Here is a 24,269-nt window from a genome sequence, read left to right on the forward strand (position 1 = left end):
CCTTCGACCGCGGTGTCGGCGGGCGGCGCGCCTCTGCGTCAGGCGACGTGCAAGGTCAGCGCAGCGGTGTGAAGCCTGCCGCCGGTCTGGAACTGCACGAACAGCCGCCAGTTGCCCGCGGTGGGCAGTGCGGCGTGGAAGGACAGTACCGGTCCGCCTTGATCACCGTTGACCTCGGTGGTGGGGTGGAGGTGGGCGAAGGCGGCGTCGCCTTCGTGGAAGGCCGTCAGGTGGGCGTAGGTCTCCAGGTAGGGCTGGAGGTCGGTGACGGGCTTGCCGTCCTTCGTGATGCGCGCGGTCAGCGGATGCGCCATGCCGGCCATCGGCTTGCCTTCGAGGGTGACCGTGTACCCGTCCGCCTTCGCGCTGTCGGCCGCCGCGGGCAGCGGGATCTTCGGGGCGGACCCGGGGACGGTGACGCTCCGGCTGAGGACCAGGTCCTTGCCCTTGGCGCTTCCACTGGCGGGAACGAAAGAAGTGAACATGCGCCATGAGCCCGGCGCGAGGGAGGACAGATCCGCGGTCCAGGTGCCGTCGGAGGCCATCGCCGGGTGCAGGTGCTGGAAGCCGGTCAGGTCGGAGCGAACGGCGTAGAAGTGCATCCGCTTGGTCTGGTCGAGTGCGAAGTCGGTGACCGGTGTGCCGTCCGGGCCGTCGACCGTGAACCGGTAGGGGGTCCGCTTGCCGCTGTCGAGGGTGCTGTCGGGGCTGGTGAGGCGGTAGCCGTCCTTGGCGTCGGACAGGCCGTTACCGTCTGCTGCGGGGTTCATTCCGGGCATGTCGCCCATCGGGGTGTCGGACTCGGTCGAGGGGGTCACCGACGGCATGGTGCTGTGGTTCATGCCGGGCATGGCGGAGTCGTCGGAGGAGCCGCAGGCCGTCAGTGTCATGGCGAGAGCGGCTGCGGTGCCGGCCGCGAGCAGGGCTCGGCGGCGGACCGTGGAACGGGTGGTGGCGAACATCGCTTCAGAGTCTTTCCGGGTGGCGCACCACTCCGGGTGGCGCGCGAGGTGAGCAGGACGCTGGAGCCGGAGACCGCTGGTCAGCGGATTCCGGCGCAGGTCCGGTCACGTCCGCGCGATGCACACCTGTAGGAGAAGATCGCGTCCGCCCGGTGGGCCGCGCCGACTGGTGCCACCTCGGCTCCATGCGCGATGCAGGATCCAGACCGCCAGGACGGTGGGGGCGACGACGGCAACGAGTGGGGCGGTGGGCAGGGGGATCTGGTTCTGGGCGGGAACGGCGACGCAGAGATCTCCGTGAGTACGCATGTCGTCGGCCGGCTCGGCCTGGGCGTCATCCGGCCCCGCCGGCATGGCGCGGGCCGATGCCATCGAGGAGGCATGGGCGTCGTACATCGGGAGAGTGGCGCGCATCTGGCCGTGGCAGCCGTCAGCTGCCGCGGTCGGGGCACCGTGCATGAGGAACAGGCCGAACAGCAGCGCGCACAACGCCGACAGCCGGGCGATGCCCGGGCCGCGAGCGTGTCGGCTCCCCATCGTGGCCTCATCCCTTCTGTGTGCCATGCCCGTCCTTCTGTCCCAAAGGCAAGATACCCGGTGGGGGTACTGTCCGCATGTGGTGCAGCCCACGTAGGGCCGTGCGAACCACCGCCGTATGAGGCAGCTGCCTGGGCTCATCCCGACCGGTGCGGTGGCGGGGGTGCTCACCGCACCGGTCGGTGCTCCGTGATCCAGCGGGCGGCGAGGAGGCCCGAGCCGGCGGTGAGAACAGCGGCTGCGACGACGGTGGCGTTGAGACCGAGAGTGTCGGCGAGGACGCCGGCCACCAGTGCCCCCACGGCGTAGCCCGTGTCGCGCCAGAACCGGTAAGTGCCCAGCGCGTTGGCCCGCCAGGTGGGGTGGGCGTGATCGGATATGGAGGCGATCAGCGCGGGGTAGACCATCGCGGTGCCGATGCCGAGAACGACGGCGGACGCGATGCCCGCGAGCAGTGGGGTCTTGAGCAGGGCCAGGGCGAGGACGAAACCGCAGGCCTGGACGAGCATGCCGTGGACGATCAGTCGTTTGCGGCCGATGCGGTCGGCGAGATGGCCGGTAGGAATCTGCCCGATGCCCCACAGGATGGGGTAGAGGCCCTTGATCAGGCCGACGGCGGCGAGGCCGAGGCCGTGGTCGGTGAACAGCAGGGGGAAGACGCCCCAGGTGAGGCCGTCGTTGAGGTTGTTGACCAGACCGGCCTGGCTGGCCCCGCGCAGGGAGCGGTTGTGCCAGGAGGTACGGGCGAAAGTGGCGGCCAGGCCGCTGTCCTCACCGGTGGGAACGGGCCTGGTGTGCTGGGTGAGTTCGAGGGCGACATGGGCGGCGGTGTCGCGGACGACGAGGGACAGCGCGAGTCCGGCGGCGACGAAGACGACGCCGATGAGCTCGGGCGTGGGACGCAGGCCGTAGGCGGTGGCCAGGTAACCGGTGATCAGGGCGGTGGCGCCGACGGCGGTGTAACCCGCGGCTTCGTTGAGACCGGTGGCCAGACCACGGCGCGCGGGACCCACGAGGTCGATCTTCATGTTGACGGTCATCGACCACGTCAGGCCTTGGTTGAGGCCGAGCAGGACGTTCGCGGCGACGATCCAGCCCCAGGACGGCGCCCAGGCGAGGGCGAAGGGGACGGGGATGCCGATCAGCCAACCCGTGACGAGGAGTTGCTTGCGGCGGAAGCGGGCGGTCAGCGCGCCGGCGGCGAGGTTGGTCAAGGCCTTGGTGACGCCGAAGGCGATGATGAAGGCGAAGACGGCCAGGTCGCTGGTCAGGCCGAAGGCGTCCGCGCCGATCAGCGGGACGGTGGTGCGCTCCAGGCCGACCAGGCCGCCGACGCAGACATTGATGATGACCAGCAGGGTGAATTGGAGCCAGTTCTCCCGCAGCCCCAGGCGGATCGGCCGGCCCGACGTGTCGGCCGGTGTGGTGGTTGCGGGGCTGGCGTTCACGCGCTGATGCCCTGGGCGAGCTGCCTGCCGTGGGCCGCCGCGTAGTCGGCCGGTCCGCCGTCGAGAACGGCGATGTCGGAGTGGCCCGCGCGTTCGAGGAGACTGGCGGCGGTCATGGCCCGCTCGCCGTGGCCGCAGGCCACGACCGGCCCCTGGGGGGCATCGTCGGTGCGAGCGATGAGCCCGCCGAGCTCGATGTGCACGGCACCGGGCACGTGTCCGGCGGCGAACTCCGCGTCCTGCCGCACGTCGACGTAGGGGCGGTTCTCGGCATGGTCGGCGGTCACGAACGCGGTGGAGGTCTGCTGGTTGCCGTCGTCCAGCCAGGCGGTCATACCGCCGGCCAGCCGTCCGGCGAGGCGCTCATAGCCGATCTTGTACGCCTGCCAGACGATCTCGTTCAGGTCCTGGTCCTCGCCGGTCACGAAGGCGAGCGGGACGGTGTCGGGCAGGAGCCAGCCCAGCCAGGTGGCGAACTGGCCGCGCAGCGGGATGGACAGGGAGCCGGGGATGTGGCCGGCCGCGTAGTCGGCCGCCGGGCGCACGTCGACCACTTGACCGCCGTCGGCCAGCAGCGACTTGACCTGTCCGACGTCGAGGGCGGCCAGCACCGGCGCGGAGGTGATGACCGAGGGGCCGAGCCGGTTGGCCTCGGCGAGCCGGGCGAAGTAGTCCGGGTAACTGCCGAGGCCGGCCACCAGGCGGCGTACGAAGGTTTCCTCGTCCGGGGCGCCCAGCAGCGGATTCGTCTGCTTCTGACTGCCGATCGTGGAGATGCGCTCCGCGCCGCCCAGGGTGGAGCAGAAGGACCCGGCCCCGTGGGTGGGCCAGACCGCAACACTGTCCGGCAGCGCGGCGAGGCGCCTGAGCGAGCGGTACTGGGCCCGGGCGAGTTCATCGGTGCGGCCGGCGCCGAGCAGATCGGTGCGGGCAGCGGAGTTCACGATCAGTGAGCCGCCGGTGAACACCCCGAGCGCGACGTCCCCGTCCAGCAACAGGAACGCGACATGCTCTTCCGTGTGGCCGGGTGTGGCCAGGGCTCGCAGCGTCAGGCCACCCAGGTCGACCTCGTCGCCGTCGGCCAGACCGAGGTGCGCGAAAGCCCGGTGTCCTGCGGCGGAGGCCAGCACGGTGGCCCCGTGGTCGTGACCGAGCTGGACGGCGCCGGAGAGGAAGTCCGCATGCAGGTGCGTGTCCGCCGCGTACGCCACTGCCAGGCCGCGCCGCTCGGCGGCCTCCCGCAGGGCACGCAGATCGCGGCTCGCGTCCACCGCCAGGGCGCGGCCGTCGCCGAGGTCGACGAGGTAGGCGCTGTTGCCGAGCCCGGTGTCGACCAGTGGTGTCAGGTGGTCGTCGGCGAAGCCCATCAGGTCCTCCAAGGTCCGGATGCGAGGGGCGTGGTCGGCGTTGTGGTCACCGCGCCCACCTACACGTACACTATTCCATGGATTTATGGAGGATCGCATGGCGGGAACCACTACGGCCGGTACGAAGTCGCACCTGTACGACGCGTTCGCGGCCAGCGGCAAGGCGCTGGCCAGCGGAAAGCGCCTGGAGCTGATCGACCTGCTGGCCCAGGGCGAGCGCACCGTCGATGCCCTGGCCAAGGCCGCCGGGCTGAACCTGACGACGGCCTCGGCGCATCTGCAGACCCTGAAACAGGCCGGATTCGTCGCCACCCGCCGCGAGGGGGTGCGCATTTACTACCGGCTCGCCGGCCAGGACGTGGCCCAACTGTTCGCGCTGCTGCGCAAGGTCGCCGAAGCCCACCAGGCCGCTGTGCCCGCGGCGCGTGACGCCTACCTCGGCGAGGACGGCGCGGTGGAGGTCACTCACGAGGAACTGTGTGCCCGCGCGGCGGCCGGGGACGTGGTGGTGCTCGACGTACGGCCGGTGGAGGAGTACATGGCCGGGCACATCCCGGGTGCGGTGTCCATCCCGGTCGGGGAACTGGCCGACAGGATCAACGAGTTGCCCGAGGAGACGGAGATCGTCGTCTACTGCCGCGGTGAGTACTGCGTGCTCGCCTACGACGCGGTGCGGCTGCTGACCGATCTCGGACGGCGGGCCGTCCGCCTCAATGACGGCATGCTCGAGTGGCGCCTGGCAGACCTGCCCGTCGACGCCCCCGCCCTGGCGTGACCCGGATCCTGACTCGGCCTCAGCTGCCGCGGAGACGCGGCCAGAACCCGTAGCCGGCCGGTCCGATCACCTCGGCGGGCCATCCCGTCTGCCGTCCCGACCCCGTCCGCAGAGGTGATCTCGGCAGAGGACTGTCACACATGGACGACATCAGCCGTCAGGGCACAGGAGGGTCTGCGTCTCACAAGGGAGTGTGCGATGAGGAATGCCACGCTGGTGAAGGCCACGCGCTACGTGAGCCTGCTGTCCTGCGGGATGCTGGCGGGGGTCGCCGTCACCGTGCTCTTTCTGGAACTGGCGCTCCGACGGCTGAACGGCCCGACGTACGTCCGCGTGCGGCAGGTGGAGTTCACCTTCTTCACCTGGTACATCGGGGCCATCACCGTACCGACCCTTGTCGCCGTGGCCGTACTTGTCATCTACGCGCGCAAGGCGCAGAGCCCCATCCGGCGGCCGGCGGCCATCGCCCTCGGGCTGCTCCTGCTGGCCCTGCTGGTCACGCTTGCGGTCAACGGTCCCATCAACGTGGAGGAACTGGGCTGGAACGTCCAGGCTCCCCCTGCGGACTGGGCACACGTACGTGACCGCTGGCAGATCGCTCATGCGGTACGGACCGCCGCGATCGTCCTCGCACTCGGCTACCTCACTGCCGCGATCCTGGACCGCCCGGCTCCCGATGTGCGTTCGCTGCGCCAGGCGCCGTAGCCGAGCTCCCGCCGCCCAGGTCGGCGACCTGACCCGGCTGAGCGCGCCGGCCACGCTCGACCTCGGGCAGATGCGCCGACCTTCAGCCGTCGAGTCACAGACAGTCGCGCTCACTACTCGCACGCCGACGTGACCTGCCTCTTCTCTGCGATCACAGGCAGACGACGATGCTTCCTCACACACGCCGCGCAGGTAGGCCCCGCGCCCATCGGCCCAGGCCCGGCGCCTAGACTCGCGGCGCCAGTGCATTCCCGAGGGCAGTGCCAGAAGGAACCGACAAGATCATGCGCGTGACCGTGGCCCGTGGCCTGACGGAGGACTTCGGATGACCGGCGCCGAGGAACCCGTCCTCCTCCACACCGCAGGGCGGGCCGCCCACATCACTCTCAACAGGCCGAAGGCCCTCAACGCGCTGTCCCACGCGATGGTGCGGCGCATCGACGAGGCTTTGAAGTCCTGGAAAGACGACCCGGCCGTCGAGACCGTGGTCATCACGGGGGCGGGGGAGCGCGGCCTGTGCGCGGGCGGCGACATCCGCGCCGTCCACGACGACGCCCGCGACGGTGACGGCACCGCCACCGCCGCCTTCTGGCGCGACGAGTACCACCTCAACGCCCGTATCGCCCGCTACACCAAGCCGTACGTCGCCGTCATGGACGGCATCGTCATGGGTGGCGGTGTCGGCATCTCCGCGCACGGCAGCGTCCGGGTCGTCACCGAGCGGTCGAGGGTCGCCATGCCCGAGACCGGTATCGGGTTCGCCCCCGACATCGGCGGCACCTACCTGCTCGCCCTCGCCCCTGGCGAACTGGGCACGCACCTCGCACTGACCGGCGCGCAGATCGGTGCCGCCGACGCCCTGCTGTGCGGGCTCGCCGACCACTACATGCCGTCCGCCGCTCTCCGGCACTTCGTCGCCGATCTCGCCGAAATGCCCGTGGAGCAGGCGGTCGCCCGTCATGTGCAGCCGTCGCCCCCAGGGGAGTTGGCAGGACGCCGGGAGTGGATCGACGCCTGCTACGCCGCCGACCGGGTCGAAGAGATCGTGCAGCGGCTGTTCGCCCACGGCGACCCGGCCGCGAAGGACACGGCGGAGACGCTGCTCACCAAGTCACCGACCGCCCTGAAGGTCACCCTGGCCGCCATCCGCCGTGCTCGGCGGCTGGGCGCGCTGGAGCCCGTCCTCGACCAGGAGTACCGCGTCTCCTGCGCGGCCCTGAACTCTCCCGACCTGGCGGAGGGCATCCGCGCCCAGATCATCGACAAGGACCGCAACCCGCGCTGGTCGCCGGCGACCCTCGGCGAGGTCACGGACGCCGACGTCGAGCGCTTCTTCACCCCTCTCGGCGAGCTCGAGTTGGGACTTGCCGGACCCAACTCAGCTCCCAAGGAGGTCTGGTGAAGCGAACCGTCGCGTTCGTCGGACTCCGACACAGGGGCGTTCTCTGCGACGGGATCGGTCGCTCGGCCCGCCCGAGCGGCCGCCACCGCTGACATCCGACGGACCGGCCACCCGCCGCGAGAGGAAGATCACGCCAGGTGGCGCGGTCTTGGCCGGGTACCCGTCACGCGGTACGGTCGGTCCGATATCGACGACGGCGAGACGGAAGCCGGTGGGAATCCGGCACGGTCGCGCCACTGTATGCAAGACGCCTCGTGAGGCGTTTCGTGAGTCAGACCCGTGGCTGTCGTCCAGTGCACCACCGAGATGGGACGCGAACTCCCAGAGGAGGTTCTGCCATGGCGCAGACCGTCGCCCAGCCGACAGCCACCACCCCCGTCGTTCCCGCCACGCTGCCCCTGAAGGCGATAGCTCCCTGGGCGGTCTTCTTCGGCATCCTGATGCTGGTCCTGCTCTACTTCGTCGGCGCCGAGCAGGGCGCCACCTCCGTGTTCAACGGCACGGACGTCCACGAGTGGGTGCACGACGCCCGCCACCTGCTCGGCTTCCCCTGCCACTGACGCGAGGGGCGCCGCACGCTCATGAACTCCGCAACAGTAAGAAACCTCCTGGTACGAGGCATGCTCGCCGGCCTGGCCGCCGGTGTGCTCGCCCTGGTCGTCGCCTATCTGCTCGGTGAGCCGAACGTCGACAAGGCGATCAGCTTCGAGGAGGCCCACTCCCACGAGCACGAGATGGAAGTCGTCTCCCGCTCGCTGCAGTCCACCGCCGGTCTCGCCACCGGCGTCCTGGTCTACGGGGTCGCCTTCGGCGGTATCGCCGCGCTCGCGTACTGCTTCACGCTCGGCCGGATCGGCCGCTTCAGCCCGCGGGCGACCGCGCTGCTGCTGTCGGGCTGCGCACTGCTCGCCGTGTACGTCGTGCCGTTCCTGAAGTACCCGGCCAATCCGCCGTCGGTGGGCAACCCCGACACCATCGGCAAGCGGACCACTTTGTACTTCCTGATGATGGTGCTCAGCGTCCTCCTCGCGGTCGCTGTCACCATCCTGGGCAAGCGACTGGCACCCCGTCTGGGCACCTGGTGGGCGACCGTGGTGGCCGTGGCCGGCTTCGCCGTGGTGATCGGCTTGGCCTACGAGTTCCTGCCTGCCATCAACGAGGTACCGAAGGACTTCCCCGCCACCCTGCTGTGGCGGTTCCGTCTCTCGGCCCTCGCCATCCAGGCTGTCCTCTGGGGCGGATTCGGCCTGCTCTTCGGCGAGTTGGCCGAGCGGCAGCTGAATCCCAAGCCCGCGACAGCCCCGTCCGGGCGGACGGTTCCCGCCTCGCACTGACGGTTTTGGGACACGAGAGGGCCCTTCGGAACCATCCGGGGGCCCTCTCGCGTTCCCCGGACACCGACGCGATCGGATCACGGGCAGGGCACAGAACACCGACCGATGAGGCAGGCAGCGCCAAGCCGTGGAGCGGAGGAACCGAGTGGCCAGACACCCTCAGCCGCGCCGCATCACCCTCGGGGGCCGTGAGGCGGTCGCTCACCGTCGAGGAGTACGAGCAACTGATCGCCACCCGACGGCAGATCGGCGGTCAGAGCGCCCGGGTGCGTGTGCTCGCCCAGCAGGCGAAGCGGACCGAACAGCTCCTGCGGGAACTGGAAACGCTGGTCCAGGACCCGATGGACTGCCACGGGCCGGACGGTGCGGTGCCGCCGGAGTGCCCGGCGCCCTGTCCCGCGGGCCGAGCCGCGGAGTGGGACGAGGGAACCGACTCCCTGCGCTGCGCGATAGCGGCGCTGCTGCGCCGCCACCGGACCGCGGCCTCCTGAACCACGGCACCCGCCCCCGCCTCAGCGCATCGACGCAGTGCCGGACGCGGCGTCAGACGCGGTGTTCGAAGCCGGGTCAGACACGGTGTCAGCTGTGTGACCCGACGCTCCCAGAGGCTGTCCGAGCCGCAGGTTCCACCGGCCGCCCCGCCCGCTGAGCTCCGTGGCCGTCAACGGCGGCACGTCCAGCCGCCAGAAGGAAGCCGCGGGCAGGCCCAGAACATGGACGACCGCGGCCCGTACGACCTCCGGCTCGACCACGGCGACGGTACGACCGTCGGTGTCCTGCGCGGTGTCCAGCCAGCGCCCGACCCGCTCGCACACGTCCCGCACCGACTCTCCGCCGTGTCCTTCCCAGTCGGCGTCGCTGAGCCACTGGCCCACTCCCTCCGGTTCGGCGGCCGCCACCTCCTCAAGAGTGCGGCCTCGCCAGCGGCCCACATCCAGACCTCCCAGCTCCGCCGTCTCCTCGCCGTCGAGGCCGAGCGACGCCGCCGTCTCCCGGCAGCGCACGCTCGGGGAGGTCAGCACACGGACGGGCGAGGGCAGCGACCCGGCCACCGAACGGGCGCGGGCCGCCCCGATGTCGTCGATCGAATCGCCGTCATAGAAGCGGGCGTGCCGCAGCGATGGGCTCGTCGCGGGCGAGACGAAGGTGACGCGGCTGGTCACGTGCCTGTTCCTCCTGCGGTTGTCGTGGCGTCTGAAGCTGGGATCGCGGGAGTGTATATGAGCGTGTACGAGAATATCTTCGCGTGAATCTGACTGAGTGGGGGCGGATGCAGGGGGTCAGTCCTCAGTGGGCGGAGTGCAGACTCAGCCCCAAGCCCTGGACTTCGTGCAGTGGTTCGCCGACGCCTGAGTGGGCCGCCCACTGCAACGGGAAGAACGTTGTGCTGAAGAAGAGTTGGCGGCCGCAGAAGCGGATCTGGGCTTTGAACTGCCGGCTGCCTTGCGGGAGGGTTACGCGCTCTTCGGCCGTCGGGACGACCTCACTCGACAGCAGGATCCACTGGTCCGGCCGACCGGCCTCTACGTTGATGACGCCCTGACCGGCGTCCTGGTCTTCCGGCGCGAGAACCAGGACTGCGCCTACTGGGGGATCCCCCTGGCAGAGATCGAGCAGGGCGACCCACCCGTAGTGGTGGAATCACACTGGGGCTGGATCCCCTACCTCGATCGGATGTCCTCGGCAGGGGTGGAGCTCGTGCTGAGCGAGTTACTCTTCGGCTCGGACAGTCACTACGACGCCTGCGAGTTGCCGGACGCGCTGCTGCCGAGCCTTCACGAGCGCTACGCCCCAGTGGCCCTGCCCGACCATCCCATGTGGGCCAGTGAGGATGACTCGCCCGTGCGCTGGTACTCAGCGCCCGGTCGGCTGGTGCGCCGAGACGGGATCCAGGACCAGTCCTGGATCCACGCGTGTGGGCGTGCGGCTGCCGATCTTGAAATCGTGCGCCAGGACCTGCCCGCCCCTGTGTCCGCTGAAGCCGGGCTCGCCAGCCGATTCAGCGGGCCGGCCCGTGATGCTGGCCGGACCGGCGAATACGCGACCAAGAAGGGGCGCTCATGCCGTCAGTGGGCCCTCGCCCACTGAGAACGCCCGCAGTGGGCACATCGGCGCCATGACGCGAACGGCCCGGGGCCGGCAGTTACAGGACAGCCATGAGTGCTTCCCGTGCCCGACGGTCATGGGGGCACCAGGCGGGAGCCCCGAGTCATCGTGCTATTACTCCGGCCACGCCGAGTTCTGAATCACCTCGACGAAGTCGATGTGCCGGTAACCGGGAACGAAATGCTCCAGTACATCGGCGTTGACGGTACCGAAGGTGGTGTCCGGACGATGCTTGAACCCGTCCGTGAACGCCTGGAGGATTTGGTTCTTGAAATCGGGGCGGGGGTGAGCCTTCGTCACCTCGGCGATGTCCGCCTCGCTGAGATTGTCCAGACGCATTCCGAGGACATCCGTCTCGACGCCCGCGGTGGTCGCCGCAATCTCCGGTGCCATCTTCCACGGGACCTCAGGAGTGGTGTGCAGGGCGATGGCGGTCCATGCGAGATCGGCGTCCGAGTCGGAGTAGCCGTGCTTCAGCAGGAACGCACGGGCCTGGTCGGCGCCGTCGAGTTCGAACCGCTGGTCATCGCTGCGGTAGGGCGGCACCAGGCCCGTGTCATGGAACAGCGCAGCGACGTACAGCAGTTCCGGATCGGGCTTCAGACCCAGCTTGCGGGCCTGAAGGCTGCCGAAGATGAACACTCGCCGCGAGTGGTTGAAAATCAGAGGAGTGGTCGTCTCCCTGATCAGGGCGGTTGCATCGGTGACAACGGGAGTGTCGGGAATCGTGACGCCAGCGATGATCTCGCTCATGAGGGACTCCAATCGATTCTGTGATCGGTGGCGATGTATGTATCCAGGATCTCCCCATTGCGCGATCCCGGTCATGTGTGCAGTCGGTCGTAAAACCCACGGATTCGGACATGCGGAAGGTCTGGCAGGTCTCAGCACCGTGGGCGAACGGCACCGGTGGATCAGATGACGGAGTTCTCCTAGGGGACGCAGCGCATCACGACGAGCGCCTCCACGTTGCGGCTGCCGTTGCGTCCACGGATCGCGGAGCGCTTCTGCTCCTCGGCGATGTCGCCGGACGTCCGCAGTCGGACAGTCCGATGCGCACCGCCCGCCGAGAAGCTCTGACGATGCCGCCCCGGGCGAGGCATCGCTCGTTCCCGTCTCGCAAAAGGCGTGGACAGAGATCGTTCAAGCGCGAGACTGGCCTCATGACCGCACCGGATCCCAAAGCCGACCTTCACTTCTACCTGCAGTCCGCCCGTGATGCCCTGCTGTGGAAGCTCGAAGGTCTCTCGGAGTACGACTCCCGCCGCCCCCTGACGCCGACCGGCACCAACCTCCTCGGGTTGGTCAAGCACGTGGCCGGTGTGGAGCTGGGCTATCTCGGCGACACCTTCGGACGGCCGTCCGGCGAGCCGCTGCCCTGGCTCGAAGACGGTGCTGAGCCCAACGCGGACATGTGGGCCACCGCCGACGAGTCACGCGAACAGATCGTGGAGCTGTACCGCCGTGCCTGGGCGCACGCGGACGCGACGATCGACGCACTGGGGCTGGAAACGATGGGCAGGGTGCCGTGGTGGCCCAAGGACAGGGACGAAGTGACGTTGCATCATGCCGTGGTGCGCGTGATCGCTGATACACAACGGCACGCCGGGCACGCCGACATCGTCCGGGAACTGATCGACGGTGCTGTCGGCATGAACGAGGGCAACACCAGCATGGGAACGGGTGACGCGAGGGGGTGGGAGAACTACCGCAGCCGGCTCGAGCGCGTGGCCGAGGAGGCAGCTCGCAAGCCCGCCGTGGACAAATAACCAGTGGAGACGTGTTCGCGGCGATGACAAGGTGAAGCCCATGCCGTCGCCCATGGTTGAACAACTGCTCCGTGAACTGCACGCGTCGCTCACCCAGCGCAAGCGTCCGGAGGATGTGGCTCGGCTCATCCAGGATCTCTACGCCGCCCACGGCGCTGACCTTGATACAGCGACCGAGGCGGCGCTCGTCAAGGCCGCTGAGAACTCGCTTCGCAACCTATGGCACGGATACACCTCCATGCTCGAGGAGTTCGCCCGTCCGGTCGGCGCACAGCGCCAGCTCGCCCGAGCGGCAAGCCTGTTCACGAGCGTGCCGGAACTCCCGGCCGGCGCCGGGGATGATCCAGTCCAGATCGAGGCGGTGATCCGGCGAGCTGGTGAGGAGATCGGCCGCTCGTATGGGCAGAACGACTTCGGTATGGATCGCCTCAACCGGGCCGAGCGCGCAGCGGCGGGCCTCGGTGAGATCTCCAAACGGCAGTACAACAAGCGCTTCCGGCTGCTGCGCCGGATGGAGGCCAAGCTGGCCCGGCTCATCCACGAGCAGCGCCGCCGTGAAGTGACCATGACCGGCAAGGGTGCGCTCGCCCACGTCCTCCCGTACGAGCTCTTCGCCATGGACCTGGACACGGCGGCCTTCATTGCGTACTTCACGGCACGCGGTTACATGCGCAGCATCTTCACCAACGGCAGGCAGCGTCAGGTATACGACGAGGTCGCCGAGGCCTTGTTCCAGCGCCTTCAGGACATCCCCGAGCGGACTTGCTGGTACGCGGTCGCCCATGTGCGTCCCACGCCCGAAGTACTGGCCCATGTGTCCGACGAGGACATCACACAGTTGCTCATTCGATGGAACCGCTTCCTGCGCCAGGTGGCGAACCTGTTGGAGGACGCCTGGAGCCGGCATCCGCTGGAGCGCGAGACGATGATCGTGCGCCGCGGCGACGACGCGTCCACGTGGAACCAGTCCGCACAAGCGTGGAACACGGCCCGTGCACACTGGTTCGCGCTGCTGAGTGAGCTGGGCCAGGACGAGATCCTGGATCGGTTCTGCCCTGGCAAGGTGCCCCGCCTGATGGCGGCGGACGTGGCGTACTGGCACCGCATGAGCGGCGGTGGGCTGCACCCGGACACGTACGTCTGGGCCGAACTTCCCCTGCCCTGGGAGGTACTTCGGGGGGAGAGGGAATGCCCGCGCTCACTCGTCGAAGCGGTCTGCGCCCGGCATGGGGTGGACCCGGTGGCCGGCGCCTGGACCGCCCCCAGGCCGGTGGCTGCGGCTGTCGTCTTCCGGCGGACGCCGGAGTTGGTACACGGAGTCGCCGTCGCCGACCCGCTCATGGCCGGCGCTCTCCGGTCGGCAGGTGTCTTCTCCGGCAAGGACAAGCGTGCTGCCGCTCAAGAGTGGTGGTGATCTACGGCAACGGAGGGCTGTGCGCGACCGGGTAAATCAGTTGACCTACGCGGTGGCCCCAGAAATCATCAGGGTGGCGATGAGGAAGCTCTGTGGAGGAGCGCCCGGCTCTGATCTCCGGGTGGACGCAGGTTCGAATCCTGCCCTCGTCGCCTCTTTACGTACCTGTCTGAAGCACCCCGACGTGTGGTCTTGCGGCCGGCGAGTCCGCCGAGTGCGTGGCGCCTGAGCTCCAGGGAGATGTACTGCGGCAGCCCTCGGTGCGCTGTGTAGGCCGGGCTGTTGTCATCCGAGCGGTACACGCCCTGGAACGCGGGGCCCAGCGTCCAGATGAGCTGCGACGCGTGCGATCGTCCGGGCGTTGTCCTCGAACAGATGCGCTTGCATGCCCGCCGCCTGGGCGGCCTCGACGTTGACGGAGACATCGTCGATGAAGAGACAGTTCTCCGGGCGTACGTCCAAGGTGGCACATGCGGCCTCAAAGGCTCGCAGGTCAGGTTTGCCGACGCCGATCTCGTGCGAGTAGATGATCTGTTCCACCAGGTCCTCGAAGTGGTACAGCGCCGTCTCGCGCTCCCGGGCACCGACGAAGCTGTTGCTCAGGATGGCCAGCCTGCACGTTCCCTGCAACCCCCGCACGTAGGCGATGAGTTCCTCATTCGGCGTCCCCAGGTATTCCGCCCAGAGATCAGCCATGAAGGCTTCGATCTCGAAGGCCTCGAGACCCAAACGTGCTGCCACCTGCTCGTGCACCTCTCGTTCGCTGATGCTTCCGGCGCTTCCAGCACGCCATACGTCGCGCATCCGGTCATTCACCGTGCCCAGCGGCAGCTCCAGCCGGTCTTCCCACCGTTGCGTCCACCCCGTGTCCGGCGTGATCTCCGGTACTCCGCCGATGTCGAGAATGACGCAGGTCGCGGTCATGTGAACTCCCCCTCTTGGTCCCGTCCGGCTCACCGAGCGCACACACCGCCGCTCAGGAGATCCGTGGAGACACTGTTGCTCTTCCGTCCGGGGCGAGGTCAAGCGATCTTGAATCCTGTGACAGCCCTGTCGCGAGACGCCGACGCGACCGGCCGAACCGGCAGGCACCGCTACAGCCGCAGCCTTCGACATCGCCATGCCCACCGCGCGTCGACCGGCTTGTCGGTGAACTCCATCACAGATTGGACCCCCAATAGAGGTATGGTCTACATTAGATACCTGCCCTCCAATGATAGGAATCTCTGATGTCCTAGCACGTCCCCCCGCAGCCGCGCATCGCCATCGCCTTCCACTCCGGATACGGTCACACCGCCGTCCTGGCCGAGGCGGTACAGCGGGGTGCCGAGAAAGCCGGTGCGCAGGTCGCCTTCATTCCGGTGGATTCCATCACCGATGAGCAGTGGAGCGAGCTCGACGCCGCCGATGCCGTGATCTTCGGAACGCCTACCTACATGGGCGGTGCGTCCGCCGGCTTCCACACGTTCGCAGAGGCCACGGGCCGTCGGTTCGTCGACGGGGCATGGGCCGACAAGATCGCCGCCGGCTTCACCAACTCGTCCTCGAAGAGTGGTGACAAGCTGAACACGTTGACGTTCCTCGCCGCCTTCGCGGCGCAGCACCGCATGATCTGGGTGAGCCTGGGACTCGCCCCGGGCTGGAACGCCCTTGAGGCCGGCGAGGACGACCTCAACCGGCTCGGCTTCTGGACCGGCGTCGGCGCGCAGACCCCGCTGGACGGTGGAGTCGACGCGGTGCACAGCTCGGACATCGCCACTGCCGAACACCTCGGGGCGCGCGTCGCGGAGCAGGCCACAGCCTTCGTCGCCGGTCGCGCCGCCTTGGCCGGCTCGGCCGGCGCCTGAGCGGTCGGTCGCCCGGGGATCACGTCTACCCCGAGGCGCCAGTCCGAGATCACCACCACCCCGGCGCCTCCGCCCGCCGAGCGGCGGATCGGTCAGCCGCTGCCGACGTCGTCAGGTGCGCGGCTTTGCTTTGTTCGAGGTGAGGCCGATGATGTCGGCGAGGTGGCGCCAATGGGAGCGTGCCGGCGTCTCTCGTCCTCCCCCGGTGATGATCTGCAGGGCCAGGTGGTCATACGCCGGGCGGGTGCCCTGCCTCGGTCAGGCCGCCGTTTACACGGCCTGGCTGAGCGCCTGGAACTCGGCGGCGCGCAGGGTGATCTGTGCGGCCCGGGTGTTCTCCTCGAGATGAGACACGCGGGAGGTGCCGGGAATGGGCAGCATCACGGGGGAGCGGTGAAGCAGCCAGGCCAGGGCCAGCTGGGAGGGGCTCGCACCGTACGTCTTGGCAAGCGTGTCCCAGTGGGCCGCCGGGACGTGCCAGTTGGCCGGTGGCCATCGGGAACCACAGGATGAAGCCCAGGCTTTCCCGCTCGGCGTAGTCCAGTACATCCTCGGCATGTCGATCGGCGGGGTTGTACAGGTTCTGCACGGAGACGATGTCCGCGATCGCGCGCGCTTCCTGGATCTGGGAGACCGTCACCTCTGAAAGGCCGATGTGGCCGATCTTGCCCTCTTCCTGCGGCAGGCAAAGTTCGCCGACCTGGTCGGCGAGCGGTACCTGGGGGTCGATGCGGTGCAACTGGTAGAGGTCGATGCGGTCCACGCCCAGGTGGCGCAGGCTCAGTTCGGTCTGCTGCCGCAGGTATTCGGGCCGGCCCAGCGGCCGTCAGCCGTCCGGGCCCGAGCGTGACAGCCCGCCCTTCGTGGCGATCACGAGGCCCGCCGGGTAGGGGTGCAGTGCCTTATGGATGAGCTGCTCGCTGACGAACGGGCCGCAGGAGTCCGCGGTGTCGCTGAAGTTCACGCCCAGTTCGACGGCCCGGCGGAGCACACGTACAGCCTCATCCCCCCATACGCCGGGGCCGGTCAGTTGCATGGCTCCGTATCCGAGCCGGTCGACGGGCAGGCTGCCGCCGATCCGGAACACTCCGGAAGCGTCAGCGGGACGTGAGGTTTCCGGAGCCATGGTCTGTACTTCCTGTTGTTGTGCCGGCCTAGCGCTGTAGGCGGCAGTGGGCACCGGCAGGAGTCGTGCGGAGTGAGGGGCAGTCCCACGCGGGTGAGAGGCAGTCAGTGCGCGTCGGTGACCGGCTCCAGGACGAAGAGCGGGATGTCCCGATCGGTCCCGGCCCGGTACTCGACGAAGGGCGGGTAGGCGGCGTCCGCGTGCTTCCACCATTCGGCCTTCTCCTCGCCGTGAAGCTCGCGAGCGATCATGTCCTGCTTGGCTGCCCGGTCCTGCACCTCGACGAGGGGATGGGCGACCACGTTGTGGTACCAGGCGGGGTGCTGGTCAGCGCCACCGTTGGAGGCGGCCACCGCGTAGCAGCCGTTGTGTTCCACCCGCATCAGCGGCATCTTGCGGACCTTGCCGGACTTCACGCCCATGGTGGTCAGGATGATGACCGGCAGGTCCAGGAAGGTGCCGCCCTCCTCACCGTCGGTGGCCTCGTACAACGCGACCTGGTCGCGTACCCACGAGGTGGCGCTCGGCTCGTACTCACCATGGAGAGGCATTGCTCGTGCTCCTAGCAGTTCTTCGAGGCACGGGCCGTGGGGTTCGCAGCCCGGGTGTGGCCTATGAGTTTCCAAAATAGACCACATCTCTATTGGGGTCCAATAGGTCCTCGGTGTCCAGGGAGTGTGAGCCTTCGCCCGGCAAGGAACGTGTGCGCCGCAATGGAGCCGTCCATGCTGGCTTGGCGTCGGGGAACGGACGCCCGAGGCATGTCGCCCGGTCGTCCCGCCCTTGGTCGCTCGGGCGGCTGTGGCTGCTGATGACCGCTGCTCAGCCCGGATCGAGGAGCAGGCGTCCATCGGTGATCGGTGCCGAGGGGCGGGGCAGTGCAGGCGCTCGTCACCCTGGAGCCAGTCAGACGTGCGCCGCCCGGCCGTCCACAGGCTGATTCCTCGGCGCCGGCGTCTTCACGGGTCGCGATGGTGAGCTATACAACCGGCCGGCGTCTCTGGCCGGGCATCGGCCGTCCATCGGCTCGCGCATCGGATGTCGAACGCGACCGTGGCGCCGCCCCGGCAGGGCGACGCCACAGCAGAGCCCTTCGGGGCTCCAGGAAGGCCTTCTACTTCGTCGTACCCCAGAGCTGGCCGTCGGGCACGTGGGACGGGTTGCCCATCAGCCTGTCGACCCGGATCTGCGAGGGCACCGCCGTCCGGCGATCGCCGCGTTCGTGGCTGCCGTGCCGGAACGAGCTGTGCGTGAAGGTCATCGCGTAGGGGTGGGCAAAGTTCGTGGTAGAGCCGCTGACCAGCGGGAAGTGCCCCTGGGAGACGGTCGCGGGGGAGTCCGCGGTGTCGATGATCCACACGGTCTTGGCGGACACGCCGCATTTCTGCAGGGTGAGGCCCTCGTCCTGATGCGCGGTGTGAGCCAGGCCCGCACACAGGCCGGTGCGCTTGCCGTGCGGCGCGTATTCGACCTCTACTGCGCGCAGCTTGCCCAAGTGCTTGTTCACCTCGGCGGACACGAGGCCGTCCTTGTAGAAGTCGGACACTTGGCCCGCGCGGTGGCCGACGATGTCCCCGGCCGCATCGGACGTGCTGACGGGGTACATCGCAGTGGGCTGGCCGACCCTCGCCACCCCCCGATACACGGTCTCGACCAGGTTGGGCCGCTCGGACGTGCCGAACTTGGTGCTGTAGATCTGGATGCAGCTGTCACCGCACTCCGGGGTGGCCGCGTTCGCGGAGAGTGCTCCCGCCGCACCGAAGCCACCGACCATGGTCGCCACCGCCGCCGCAGCGAGCGCCTTGTTCTTGATGGACATAAACGTTTCCCTTACTCGTACCGTAGCCAGGACCCTGCGCACTGCCGCCTCACCGGTCCTGGGTGGGACGGTCTTCTTCGATCGCCCGGCCGGCCCGGGCCGCAACGTGCGTGCCGCGGTCGTGGAGGTTGGCCACCGCCGAGCGGTCGATCTGCAGGTTGAGGAGTTCCGGGCGGCTGTAGTGGCCGCGCGCGTCCATCAGGCGCTTGCGCCGGTCGATCAGTTCGAAGTCCAGGTCGGCGATGACTTCGCCTTCACCGGAGGTGAGCGGCTCGCCGAGGATGCGGCCATCGGGGTCGACAATGGCGGTGAAGAAGCCGCGGGAGAAGGCGTCGACGGGGCCGCCTGTGTCCTGAGCGAGTTGCCCCTGCTGGTCGGCATCGAGCCAGGCGGTGGCATTGACCACGAAGCAGGCCGATTCCAGCGCGTGCTGGCGGATGTTGACCTCGATCTGCTCGGCGAACAGCGAGCCGCCGAAGGCGCCCGGGTACATCGCGGCGTGTATTTGCTCGCCGTCCGCGATCAAGGCATAGCGCGCCAGCGGCAGATAGTGCTCCCAGCATGCGAGCTGGCCGATGCGGCCGACGGCACTGTCCGTTGCGCGCAGGCCCGAACCGTCGCCCTGGCCCCAGACCATCCGCTCGTGATAGGTCGGCGTGATCTTGCGGCGGCGCTGGATCAGCGTACCGTCCGCGTCGAACAGCAGCTGCGTGTTGTAGATGGTGCCGCCGTCACGCTCATTGACGCCGATCGAGATGACCATGTGCGCTTCCCGGGCGGCTTCGCCGATCGCATCCGTCTCGGCGGACGGTACGGTCACCGCCTCCTCGAGCAGGCGCAGGTGTTCCTTGGCCGATGCGTAGGGCGGCTGCACGAAGGAGAAGTACGGGTAATAGGGAACGACGGTTTCGGGAAAGACGGCGAACTGGACACCCTGTTCGCCAAGTTCCCGGATCTTGCGCACGACCTTCTCGACCGTGCCCGCACGGCTGTAGAGCACGGGGCTGATCTGGACGGCGGCGGCTTTCACGACGGTCATGACATGACTCCTTCGAAATGCGCACTAGGCAGGTTCGTGGTGTTGCGTGTGTCTGGAATGTCGATGCATAAGGAACGGAAGCCCCGGGTCGTCCAGGCGGCAGACCCCGCTGGGCGCCAGGCAGGCTCCCGCTCCGTCGAGACGCCGGCTGCTGCAGTGGCCGGCAGGCAGCAGGCGTCCTGAGGACAGATAGGAGCATATGCTCGTATCGGGAGAGAGGCAAGGGCGACGGCGCAAGGCACAGGTGGTTCGCCGACCCGGCGCTCCTGACCAGGCACCGACCCGCACTCCCCCTCAGGCCCCTTCTGTTTCTGTCAGGTCCACGGCGCCCACGCTCGCCGCGGGCGGAGCTCTCGACCCGTCCCTGAGGCCCTCGGCGCGCTCATCCCTGAGGGCGGGTCCTGCTCCACCGGCCCGGTCACATCTGCGCTCGACATGCCGTGATGGGGGCGCGGGTGACTGCGGTGCGACCTTGGGCTGCGTCCGGCATTGCCGCCGTCCGTCGCCGTGAAGCGCCCACTGTGCGTATCGCTGACTGCCGCTCGGAAATCCGGCCTTCTGTCGGACTCTGGCTGAGGCTGGAAGGGGCTGGTGGGACATCTGGGGGGCGGTGCTGCTGCCTCGGCCGGCGGACCAAGTGGGACTGACGGGAGGGCTCGCCCGGCGCGGGGCTACGTATGGCGAGGGCGCAGTGGTGCAATGAGGGGCCGCCTCAACCGCCCCGGCCCGGGCCGACGTTCGAGGAAAAGACAAGCCCCGCTGCGCGGCTCGGGTGGCGCGGGTGTGGGACAACCACCCGCGCGGGGACTTCGCTGAAACAGGGGGATCCGGCGTGGCGACGGATGTGTCACGGCCTGTACCAGCGCGTAGCGTTGAGGTGGGTGACATGGCGAGGGGGATGCGATGCTGGAGGGGGAGACGCGGGAAGAGGGCTCGGGCTGGCGCGTCGGTGAGCGGGTGCTCGGCCTGTACGACGTGACCGCGGTGCACGGTGAGGGCGGCATGGGGCTGGTGCACCGGGTCCGGCACCTGGGATGGGGCCTCGACCTGGCCGTCAAGAGTCCGAGGCCGGAGCTGCTGCGCGGCCCGGCGGACCGGGAGAGGTTCGTCCGCGAGGCCGAGACATGGGTAGACCTGGGGCTGCATCCGCATGTGTGCGCCTGCCACTACGTACGCACCGTGGCCGGGGTACCGAGAGTCTTCGCCGAGTATGTGGACGGCGGCAGCCTGCGGGCATGGATCGACGACCGGCGGCTGCACCGGGGGTCGCCCGAGGAGGTTCTGGCGCGGATGCTGGACATCGCCATCCAGATGGCCTGGGGGCTGGCGCACGCCCATCAGCGCGGTGTCGTCCATCAGGACGTCAAACCCGGCAATGTCCTGCTCGGCGCGGACGGCGTTGCGAAGATCACCGACTTCGGGCTGGCCAGGGCCCGCCGCTTCGGCGCCGACGCGCAGCCCGCGTCCTTCGACGGCGTCCCGCCCGGCGGGGCGGAGAATGCCGCCACCGCGCTGCTGACCCAGGGCGGCCTGACCCCCGCCTATGCCTCGCCCGAGCAGGTGCGTGGGGCGCCGCTGGACGGTCGTACGGATGTGTTCAGCCTGGCGGTGAGCATCCTGGAGATGTTCACCGGCGAGGTGAGCTGGGGCTTCGGACCTGCGGCCGGACCGGCCCTGGCGGCGTATCGCCTCAGCCCGCCGCCCCCGCCACCGCTGCCGTCACTGCCCGGCCGGCTTGCCGCGCTGCTGGAACGCTGCCTGCGCGACGACCGCGCCGGGCGCCCGGCACGGATGACCGTGGTGGCGGCCGAACTGGCCGCGGTATACGCGGCCGAACTGGGCCGCCCTTACCCCCGCCGGGCTCCGACCGCGGCCGAACTGCGCGCCGACGAACTCACCAACCGTGCCATGTCGCTGCTGGATCTGGGCCGGAGCGCCGACGCGGAGGCGCTGCTGGCTGAGGCGCACGAGGCCGACCCGCAGCACCCGGAGGCGGTGCACAACCTGGGCCTGCTGCGCTGGCGTTCCGGCGGCACCGCGGACGACATGCTGCTGGCGAGGCTGTCCTCGGCCCTGGAGAGCGCGGACAGCGGCAGCCGGTGGCGGGCCGAACTAAGCCTCGCCGCAGTTCACTTGGAGCGCGGCGACCCTCAGGCGGCGCTGCCGCCGCTGGCTCGGGCCCGCCGGACGGCGCCAGACGACGTGGAGGTGGCCGCGGCGCTGGAGGCGGTGCAGTCCGCCACGTGGGACACGGCCGCCGGACGACTGGTGCGTACGCTGCGCGGCACCGAGAAGTTCGTGCACGCGGTCGCGCTCACCCCGGACGGCCGGCGTGCCCTGTCAGGCGGCGAGGAGGGCGAGGTGCTGCTGTGGGACGCCGAATCCGGGCGGCTCCTGGGCAAGTTCGCCGGGCACGAGAAAGCCGTGCACGCGGTGGCGCTGACGGCGGACGGCGGCCGGGCCCTCACCGGAGACCACAGCGGCCGGGTCCTGCTGTGGGACACTCGGACCGGGCGGGTAGTGCGCGAGTTGGCCGGGCACACCGGCTCGGTGCGGTCCTGCGTCTTCGGCGCGGACCAGCGGACCGCCGTGACCGGGGGCTGGGACGGGACCGTGCGCTGGTGGGAGGCCGCGACCGGGCGCTGTCTGCGGGTGCTCGAACCGTCCCGCCGTGACGCACGTCATCCGGCCTCCGTCGGGGTCCTGGCCCTGGCCGGAGACGGGCACACTCTGCTGGTCGGCGCCGGGAACGTGGTCGGGGTCTGGGACCTGACGACCGGCCGGTGCCTGCGCACGCTCGACGGCTGCCATGAGCCTCCCGCCGCGCTCGCGCCGGACGGACGGCACGCCCTGACCGGGGGCGACCGCGGTCTGATCTGGTGGGACCTGTCCTCCGGCGAGCGGGTCCGCGCCATGGGAGCGGACCCCCGGGGGACGGTGGCGGCAGCGGTCGCGCCGGACGGACGGCACGCCGTCACCGGTGCCGTCGGCGGCGCCCTGCGCCTGTGGGACCTGACCCGGGGACGCTGCCTGTGGACCGTCCCGGCGCACCTGGGAGTCGTCTCCTCGCTGACCCTGAGCGCCGACGGCCGCCGGGCGCTGACCGGCAGCGACACCGTACGGCTGTGGCAGCTGCCGGCGCCGGGTGCGTACACCGCTCCGTATCAGATCTGCCGTCCCCGCTCGCACGGCGAACTGGCCCTGCACCAGGACCGCGTGGACCGGCTGCTGGAGGCGGCCGAACGGGCCCGTCGGCAGCACCGCTACGCCGATGCGATCGGCTTGGTCGCCGACGCCAGGGCGCTGCCGGGGCATGAGCGCGACGAACGGGTGCTGGCCGCCTGGCACCTGCTGTCGCTCTGCTGTGTGCGCGTCGGGGTGCGGGGCGCATGGCCGGCCGGAGCGGTCCGGGTGGGCTCGCACGTATATCAGGCCGAGGCCACCGCCGACGGCCGCCGGGCTCTGTGTGCCGACTTGGACGGACTGCGGCTGTGGGACCTGGACGCCACACGCCCGCTACGCGCCTTCACCGGGCACGCCGGGGACGTCCGGTGCGTCTCGCTCGCCCCGGACCAGCGGCGGGCTCTGTCCGGCGGTGCGGACGGCACCGTACGGCTGTGGGACCTGGCCGACGGGCGATGTCTGCGGGTGATCGACGGATACTGCGGCCGGATCGAAAGCGTGCGGTTCAGCCCGGACGGGCTGTTGGCCTTCGCCGGCGGCGCCGACGGCTCCGTGCGCTGCTGGGAACTCGACCGCGGCCGGCTGCTCGCCCAGTACCGGCCGCACGGCAGTGCCACACAGGCCCTGTGCCCGAGCGCGGACGGCCGGCTGGTGCTCTCCGGCGGCCGGGGCGACGTGGTGATGCTGTGGGACCTGGAACAGGCTCTGAGGGTACGCGAGTTCCACGAGTCGAATGTGAACCCGACGGTCCTCAAGGCCGACATCGTCTCCGACGCCCGGCTGACCCCGGACGGCCGGCTCGCGGTCACCGCCAACTCCGGCGGGCGGGTACGGGTGTGGAACATCGCCGACGGCCGCCTGCTGCATGTGGCCGACCAGCACGCGACCGATGACGGATGGGCGAACGTCATGACCGCGGTGACCGTCTCGGCGGACAGCCGCTTCGCGCTCGCCGCCAACTGGGACACAGCTGTACGCCTGCTCGACCTATGGACCGGACGCAGGCTGCGTACGCTCGCCGAGCACACCAACTGGGTGACGACCGTCCACCTGAGCGCCGACGGCCGGTATGCGGTGTCCGGCGGCACGGACGGCACCCTGCGCCGGTGGGAGATCGACTGGGAACTCGAGCCGCGGCGGCCCGTGGACTGGGACGAAGGGGCCCGGCCGTACCTGAACGCCTTCCTCGACCTGCGCACCCGCTATCGATGGCAGCAGGAGCAGGGCTCGCCCGGTGATGTCTCCCTCGGACTCGGGCCCGTGACGTCCCGGCTGGCCAGGACCGGGCCTCCGGTGTGGGGCGAGGACGATGTCGCCACCCTGCTGCGGAACCTGGGACGCGCCGGGTACGGCTGGCTGCGGCCGGAGGGGGTGCGGGCCGAACTGGAACGAGCGGCCGCGGCCCGGGAATCGGAGTGGGAAGGGGACTGGTGAGC

22 protein-coding genes, 1 tRNA gene, 1 pseudogene and 1 riboswitch are annotated in these 24,269 nt (G+C 69.5%); of the genes and pseudogenes, 12 read left to right on the forward strand and 12 right to left on the reverse strand.

The window, feature by feature from the left end; translation table 11 throughout:
• Positions 1-38: 38 nt before the first annotated feature.
• From ACWDA7_RS32765 to ACWDA7_RS32780, 4 genes are all read right to left on the reverse strand, one after another.
• Positions 39-962 carry a hypothetical protein gene (locus ACWDA7_RS32765; RefSeq protein WP_450608933.1) on the reverse strand — a complete coding sequence of 308 codons (924 nt, stop codon included), beginning with the start codon at positions 960-962 and terminating at the stop codon, positions 39-41.
• A gap of 105 nt (positions 963-1,067) precedes the next feature.
• On the reverse strand, positions 1,068-1,499 hold the full coding sequence (locus tag ACWDA7_RS32770) for a hypothetical protein (RefSeq protein ID WP_450608935.1): 432 nt from the start codon (positions 1,497-1,499) through the stop codon (positions 1,068-1,070).
• Between the two features lie 167 nt (positions 1,500-1,666).
• On the reverse strand, positions 1,667-2,947 hold the full coding sequence (locus tag ACWDA7_RS32775; protein WP_450608937.1) for an MFS transporter: 1,281 nt from the start codon (positions 2,945-2,947) through the stop codon (positions 1,667-1,669).
• The gene (locus ACWDA7_RS32780) at positions 2,944-4,326 is read right to left on the reverse strand and encodes an MBL fold metallo-hydrolase (protein WP_450608939.1); all 1,383 of its coding nucleotides are present in this window, start codon (positions 4,324-4,326) and stop codon (positions 2,944-2,946) included. Before ACWDA7_RS32780 ends, ACWDA7_RS32775 begins: the two co-directional genes overlap by 4 nt.
• 85 nt (positions 4,327-4,411) lie before the next feature.
• Here ACWDA7_RS32780 and ACWDA7_RS32785 point away from each other — a divergent pair, with 85 nt between their 5' ends.
• From ACWDA7_RS32785 to ACWDA7_RS32810, 6 genes are all read left to right on the forward strand, one after another.
• Positions 4,412-5,089 (forward strand): ArsR/SmtB family transcription factor, encoded by a 678-nt coding sequence (locus ACWDA7_RS32785; RefSeq protein ID WP_450608941.1) that lies wholly within the window; start codon positions 4,412-4,414, stop codon positions 5,087-5,089.
• Between the two features lie 198 nt (positions 5,090-5,287).
• Positions 5,288-5,794, forward strand: coding sequence for an anthrone oxygenase family protein (locus ACWDA7_RS32790; protein WP_450608943.1), 507 nt, complete (start codon positions 5,288-5,290; stop codon positions 5,792-5,794).
• 325 nt (positions 5,795-6,119) lie between these two features.
• A complete protein-coding gene (locus ACWDA7_RS32795) occupies positions 6,120-7,196 on the forward strand; it encodes an enoyl-CoA hydratase/isomerase family protein (protein ID WP_450608945.1) in 1,077 nt (358 codons plus the stop codon).
• A 160-nt stretch (positions 7,197-7,356) separates the two neighbouring features.
• A riboswitch (cobalamin riboswitch) is annotated at positions 7,357-7,497 on the forward strand.
• 37 nt (positions 7,498-7,534) lie between these two features.
• Positions 7,535-7,756 carry a CbtB domain-containing protein gene (locus tag ACWDA7_RS32800; RefSeq protein ID WP_031170427.1) on the forward strand — a complete coding sequence of 74 codons (222 nt, stop codon included), beginning with the start codon at positions 7,535-7,537 and terminating at the stop codon, positions 7,754-7,756.
• A 21-nt stretch (positions 7,757-7,777) separates the two neighbouring features.
• On the forward strand, positions 7,778-8,530 hold the full coding sequence (locus tag ACWDA7_RS32805; RefSeq protein WP_450608948.1) for a CbtA family protein: 753 nt from the start codon (positions 7,778-7,780) through the stop codon (positions 8,528-8,530).
• A gap of 188 nt (positions 8,531-8,718) precedes the next feature.
• Positions 8,719-9,021 carry a hypothetical protein gene (locus tag ACWDA7_RS32810; RefSeq protein WP_450608950.1) on the forward strand — a complete coding sequence of 101 codons (303 nt, stop codon included), beginning with the start codon at positions 8,719-8,721 and terminating at the stop codon, positions 9,019-9,021.
• 21 nt (positions 9,022-9,042) lie between these two features.
• On the opposite strand, the gene ACWDA7_RS32815 is transcribed toward ACWDA7_RS32810, so the two are convergent.
• The gene (locus ACWDA7_RS32815; protein WP_450608952.1) at positions 9,043-9,693 is read right to left on the reverse strand and encodes a histidine phosphatase family protein; all 651 of its coding nucleotides are present in this window, start codon (positions 9,691-9,693) and stop codon (positions 9,043-9,045) included.
• A 190-nt stretch (positions 9,694-9,883) separates the two neighbouring features.
• Between ACWDA7_RS32815 and ACWDA7_RS32820 the strand changes: the two genes are divergently transcribed.
• Positions 9,884-10,618 (forward strand): SMI1/KNR4 family protein, encoded by a 735-nt coding sequence (locus tag ACWDA7_RS32820; protein ID WP_450608954.1) that lies wholly within the window; start codon positions 9,884-9,886, stop codon positions 10,616-10,618.
• 132 nt (positions 10,619-10,750) lie between these two features.
• Here ACWDA7_RS32820 and ACWDA7_RS32825 read toward each other — a convergent pair whose 3' ends face one another.
• Together ACWDA7_RS32825 and ACWDA7_RS32830 are read right to left on the reverse strand one after the other, a co-directional pair.
• Positions 10,751-11,389, reverse strand: coding sequence for an HD domain-containing protein (locus ACWDA7_RS32825; protein ID WP_450608956.1), 639 nt, complete (start codon positions 11,387-11,389; stop codon positions 10,751-10,753).
• A 179-nt stretch (positions 11,390-11,568) separates the two neighbouring features.
• Positions 11,569-11,739, reverse strand: a complete 171-nt coding sequence (locus ACWDA7_RS32830) for a hypothetical protein (RefSeq protein WP_450608958.1) — start codon at positions 11,737-11,739, stop codon at positions 11,569-11,571.
• Positions 11,740-11,799: 60 nt separating this feature from the next.
• On the opposite strand from ACWDA7_RS32830, the gene ACWDA7_RS32835 reads away from it, so the two are divergent.
• The 3 genes from ACWDA7_RS32835 (at position 11,800) to ACWDA7_RS32845 (ending at position 13,971) form a co-directional block, all read left to right on the forward strand.
• On the forward strand, positions 11,800-12,405 hold the full coding sequence (locus tag ACWDA7_RS32835) for a DinB family protein (RefSeq protein ID WP_450608959.1): 606 nt from the start codon (positions 11,800-11,802) through the stop codon (positions 12,403-12,405).
• A 40-nt stretch (positions 12,406-12,445) separates the two neighbouring features.
• Entirely contained in the window at positions 12,446-13,819 is a 1,374-nt protein-coding gene (locus tag ACWDA7_RS32840) for a hypothetical protein (protein WP_450608960.1), read from the forward strand.
• A gap of 78 nt (positions 13,820-13,897) precedes the next feature.
• Positions 13,898-13,971: transfer RNA gene (locus ACWDA7_RS32845), tRNA-Gln, on the forward strand.
• A 133-nt stretch (positions 13,972-14,104) separates the two neighbouring features.
• Here the strand turns inward: ACWDA7_RS32845 and ACWDA7_RS32850 are convergent.
• Positions 14,105-14,743, reverse strand: coding sequence for an HAD family hydrolase (locus ACWDA7_RS32850; protein ID WP_450608961.1), 639 nt, complete (start codon positions 14,741-14,743; stop codon positions 14,105-14,107).
• A gap of 335 nt (positions 14,744-15,078) precedes the next feature.
• On the opposite strand from ACWDA7_RS32850, the gene ACWDA7_RS32855 reads away from it, so the two are divergent.
• Entirely contained in the window at positions 15,079-15,666 is a 588-nt protein-coding gene (locus ACWDA7_RS32855) for a flavodoxin family protein (RefSeq protein ID WP_450608977.1), read from the forward strand.
• 270 nt (positions 15,667-15,936) lie between these two features.
• On the opposite strand, the pseudogene ACWDA7_RS32860 reads toward ACWDA7_RS32855, so the two are convergent.
• The 4 genes and pseudogenes from ACWDA7_RS32860 to ACWDA7_RS32875 form a co-directional block, all read right to left on the reverse strand.
• Positions 15,937-16,792 (reverse strand): annotated as a pseudogene (locus ACWDA7_RS32860) (aldo/keto reductase).
• 104 nt (positions 16,793-16,896) lie between these two features.
• Positions 16,897-17,343, reverse strand: coding sequence for a nitroreductase family deazaflavin-dependent oxidoreductase (locus ACWDA7_RS32865; protein WP_432923845.1), 447 nt, complete (start codon positions 17,341-17,343; stop codon positions 16,897-16,899).
• Positions 17,344-17,906: 563 nt separating this feature from the next.
• Positions 17,907-18,611 (reverse strand): hypothetical protein, encoded by a 705-nt coding sequence (locus ACWDA7_RS32870; protein WP_450608962.1) that lies wholly within the window; start codon positions 18,609-18,611, stop codon positions 17,907-17,909.
• 49 nt (positions 18,612-18,660) lie between these two features.
• Complete coding sequence (locus ACWDA7_RS32875; RefSeq protein WP_450608963.1) at positions 18,661-19,650, reverse strand: nitrilase-related carbon-nitrogen hydrolase; 990 nt, start codon at positions 19,648-19,650, stop codon at positions 18,661-18,663.
• A gap of 903 nt (positions 19,651-20,553) precedes the next feature.
• Here ACWDA7_RS32875 and ACWDA7_RS32880 point away from each other — a divergent pair.
• Positions 20,554-24,267, forward strand: a complete 3,714-nt coding sequence (locus ACWDA7_RS32880; RefSeq protein ID WP_450608965.1) for a WD40 repeat domain-containing serine/threonine protein kinase — start codon at positions 20,554-20,556, stop codon at positions 24,265-24,267.
• Positions 24,268-24,269 lie beyond the last annotated feature (2 nt).

This window comes from Streptomyces sp. NPDC001156 (assembly GCF_053598275.1).

Excerpts from the sequence above, each read along its gene's own strand:
- ACWDA7_RS32765 (WP_450608933.1), bottom strand. The coding sequence starts at position 962 with ATGTTCGCCACCACCCGTTCCACGGTCCGCCGCCGAGCCCTGCTCGCG.
- ACWDA7_RS32770 (WP_450608935.1), bottom strand. The coding sequence starts at position 1,499 with ATGGGGAGCCGACACGCTCGCGGCCCGGGCATCGCCCGGCTGTCGGCG.
- ACWDA7_RS32785 (WP_450608941.1), top strand. The coding sequence starts at position 4,412 with ATGGCGGGAACCACTACGGCCGGTACGAAGTCGCACCTGTACGACGCG.
- ACWDA7_RS32790 (WP_450608943.1), top strand. The coding sequence starts at position 5,288 with ATGAGGAATGCCACGCTGGTGAAGGCCACGCGCTACGTGAGCCTGCTG.
- ACWDA7_RS32795 (WP_450608945.1), top strand. The coding sequence starts at position 6,120 with ATGACCGGCGCCGAGGAACCCGTCCTCCTCCACACCGCAGGGCGGGCC.
- ACWDA7_RS32800 (WP_031170427.1), top strand. The coding sequence starts at position 7,535 with ATGGCGCAGACCGTCGCCCAGCCGACAGCCACCACCCCCGTCGTTCCC.
- ACWDA7_RS32805 (WP_450608948.1), top strand. The coding sequence starts at position 7,778 with ATGAACTCCGCAACAGTAAGAAACCTCCTGGTACGAGGCATGCTCGCC.
- ACWDA7_RS32825 (WP_450608956.1), bottom strand. The coding sequence starts at position 11,389 with ATGAGCGAGATCATCGCTGGCGTCACGATTCCCGACACTCCCGTTGTC.
- ACWDA7_RS32830 (WP_450608958.1), bottom strand. The coding sequence starts at position 11,739 with ATGCCTCGCCCGGGGCGGCATCGTCAGAGCTTCTCGGCGGGCGGTGCG.
- ACWDA7_RS32835 (WP_450608959.1), top strand. The coding sequence starts at position 11,800 with ATGACCGCACCGGATCCCAAAGCCGACCTTCACTTCTACCTGCAGTCC.
- ACWDA7_RS32840 (WP_450608960.1), top strand. The coding sequence starts at position 12,446 with ATGCCGTCGCCCATGGTTGAACAACTGCTCCGTGAACTGCACGCGTCG.
- ACWDA7_RS32850 (WP_450608961.1), bottom strand. The coding sequence starts at position 14,743 with ATGACCGCGACCTGCGTCATTCTCGACATCGGCGGAGTACCGGAGATC.
- ACWDA7_RS32865 (WP_432923845.1), bottom strand. The coding sequence starts at position 17,343 with ATGCCTCTCCATGGTGAGTACGAGCCGAGCGCCACCTCGTGGGTACGC.
- ACWDA7_RS32870 (WP_450608962.1), bottom strand. The coding sequence starts at position 18,611 with ATGTCCATCAAGAACAAGGCGCTCGCTGCGGCGGCGGTGGCGACCATG.
- ACWDA7_RS32875 (WP_450608963.1), bottom strand. The coding sequence starts at position 19,650 with ATGACCGTCGTGAAAGCCGCCGCCGTCCAGATCAGCCCCGTGCTCTAC.
- ACWDA7_RS32880 (WP_450608965.1), top strand. The coding sequence starts at position 20,554 with ATGCTGGAGGGGGAGACGCGGGAAGAGGGCTCGGGCTGGCGCGTCGGT.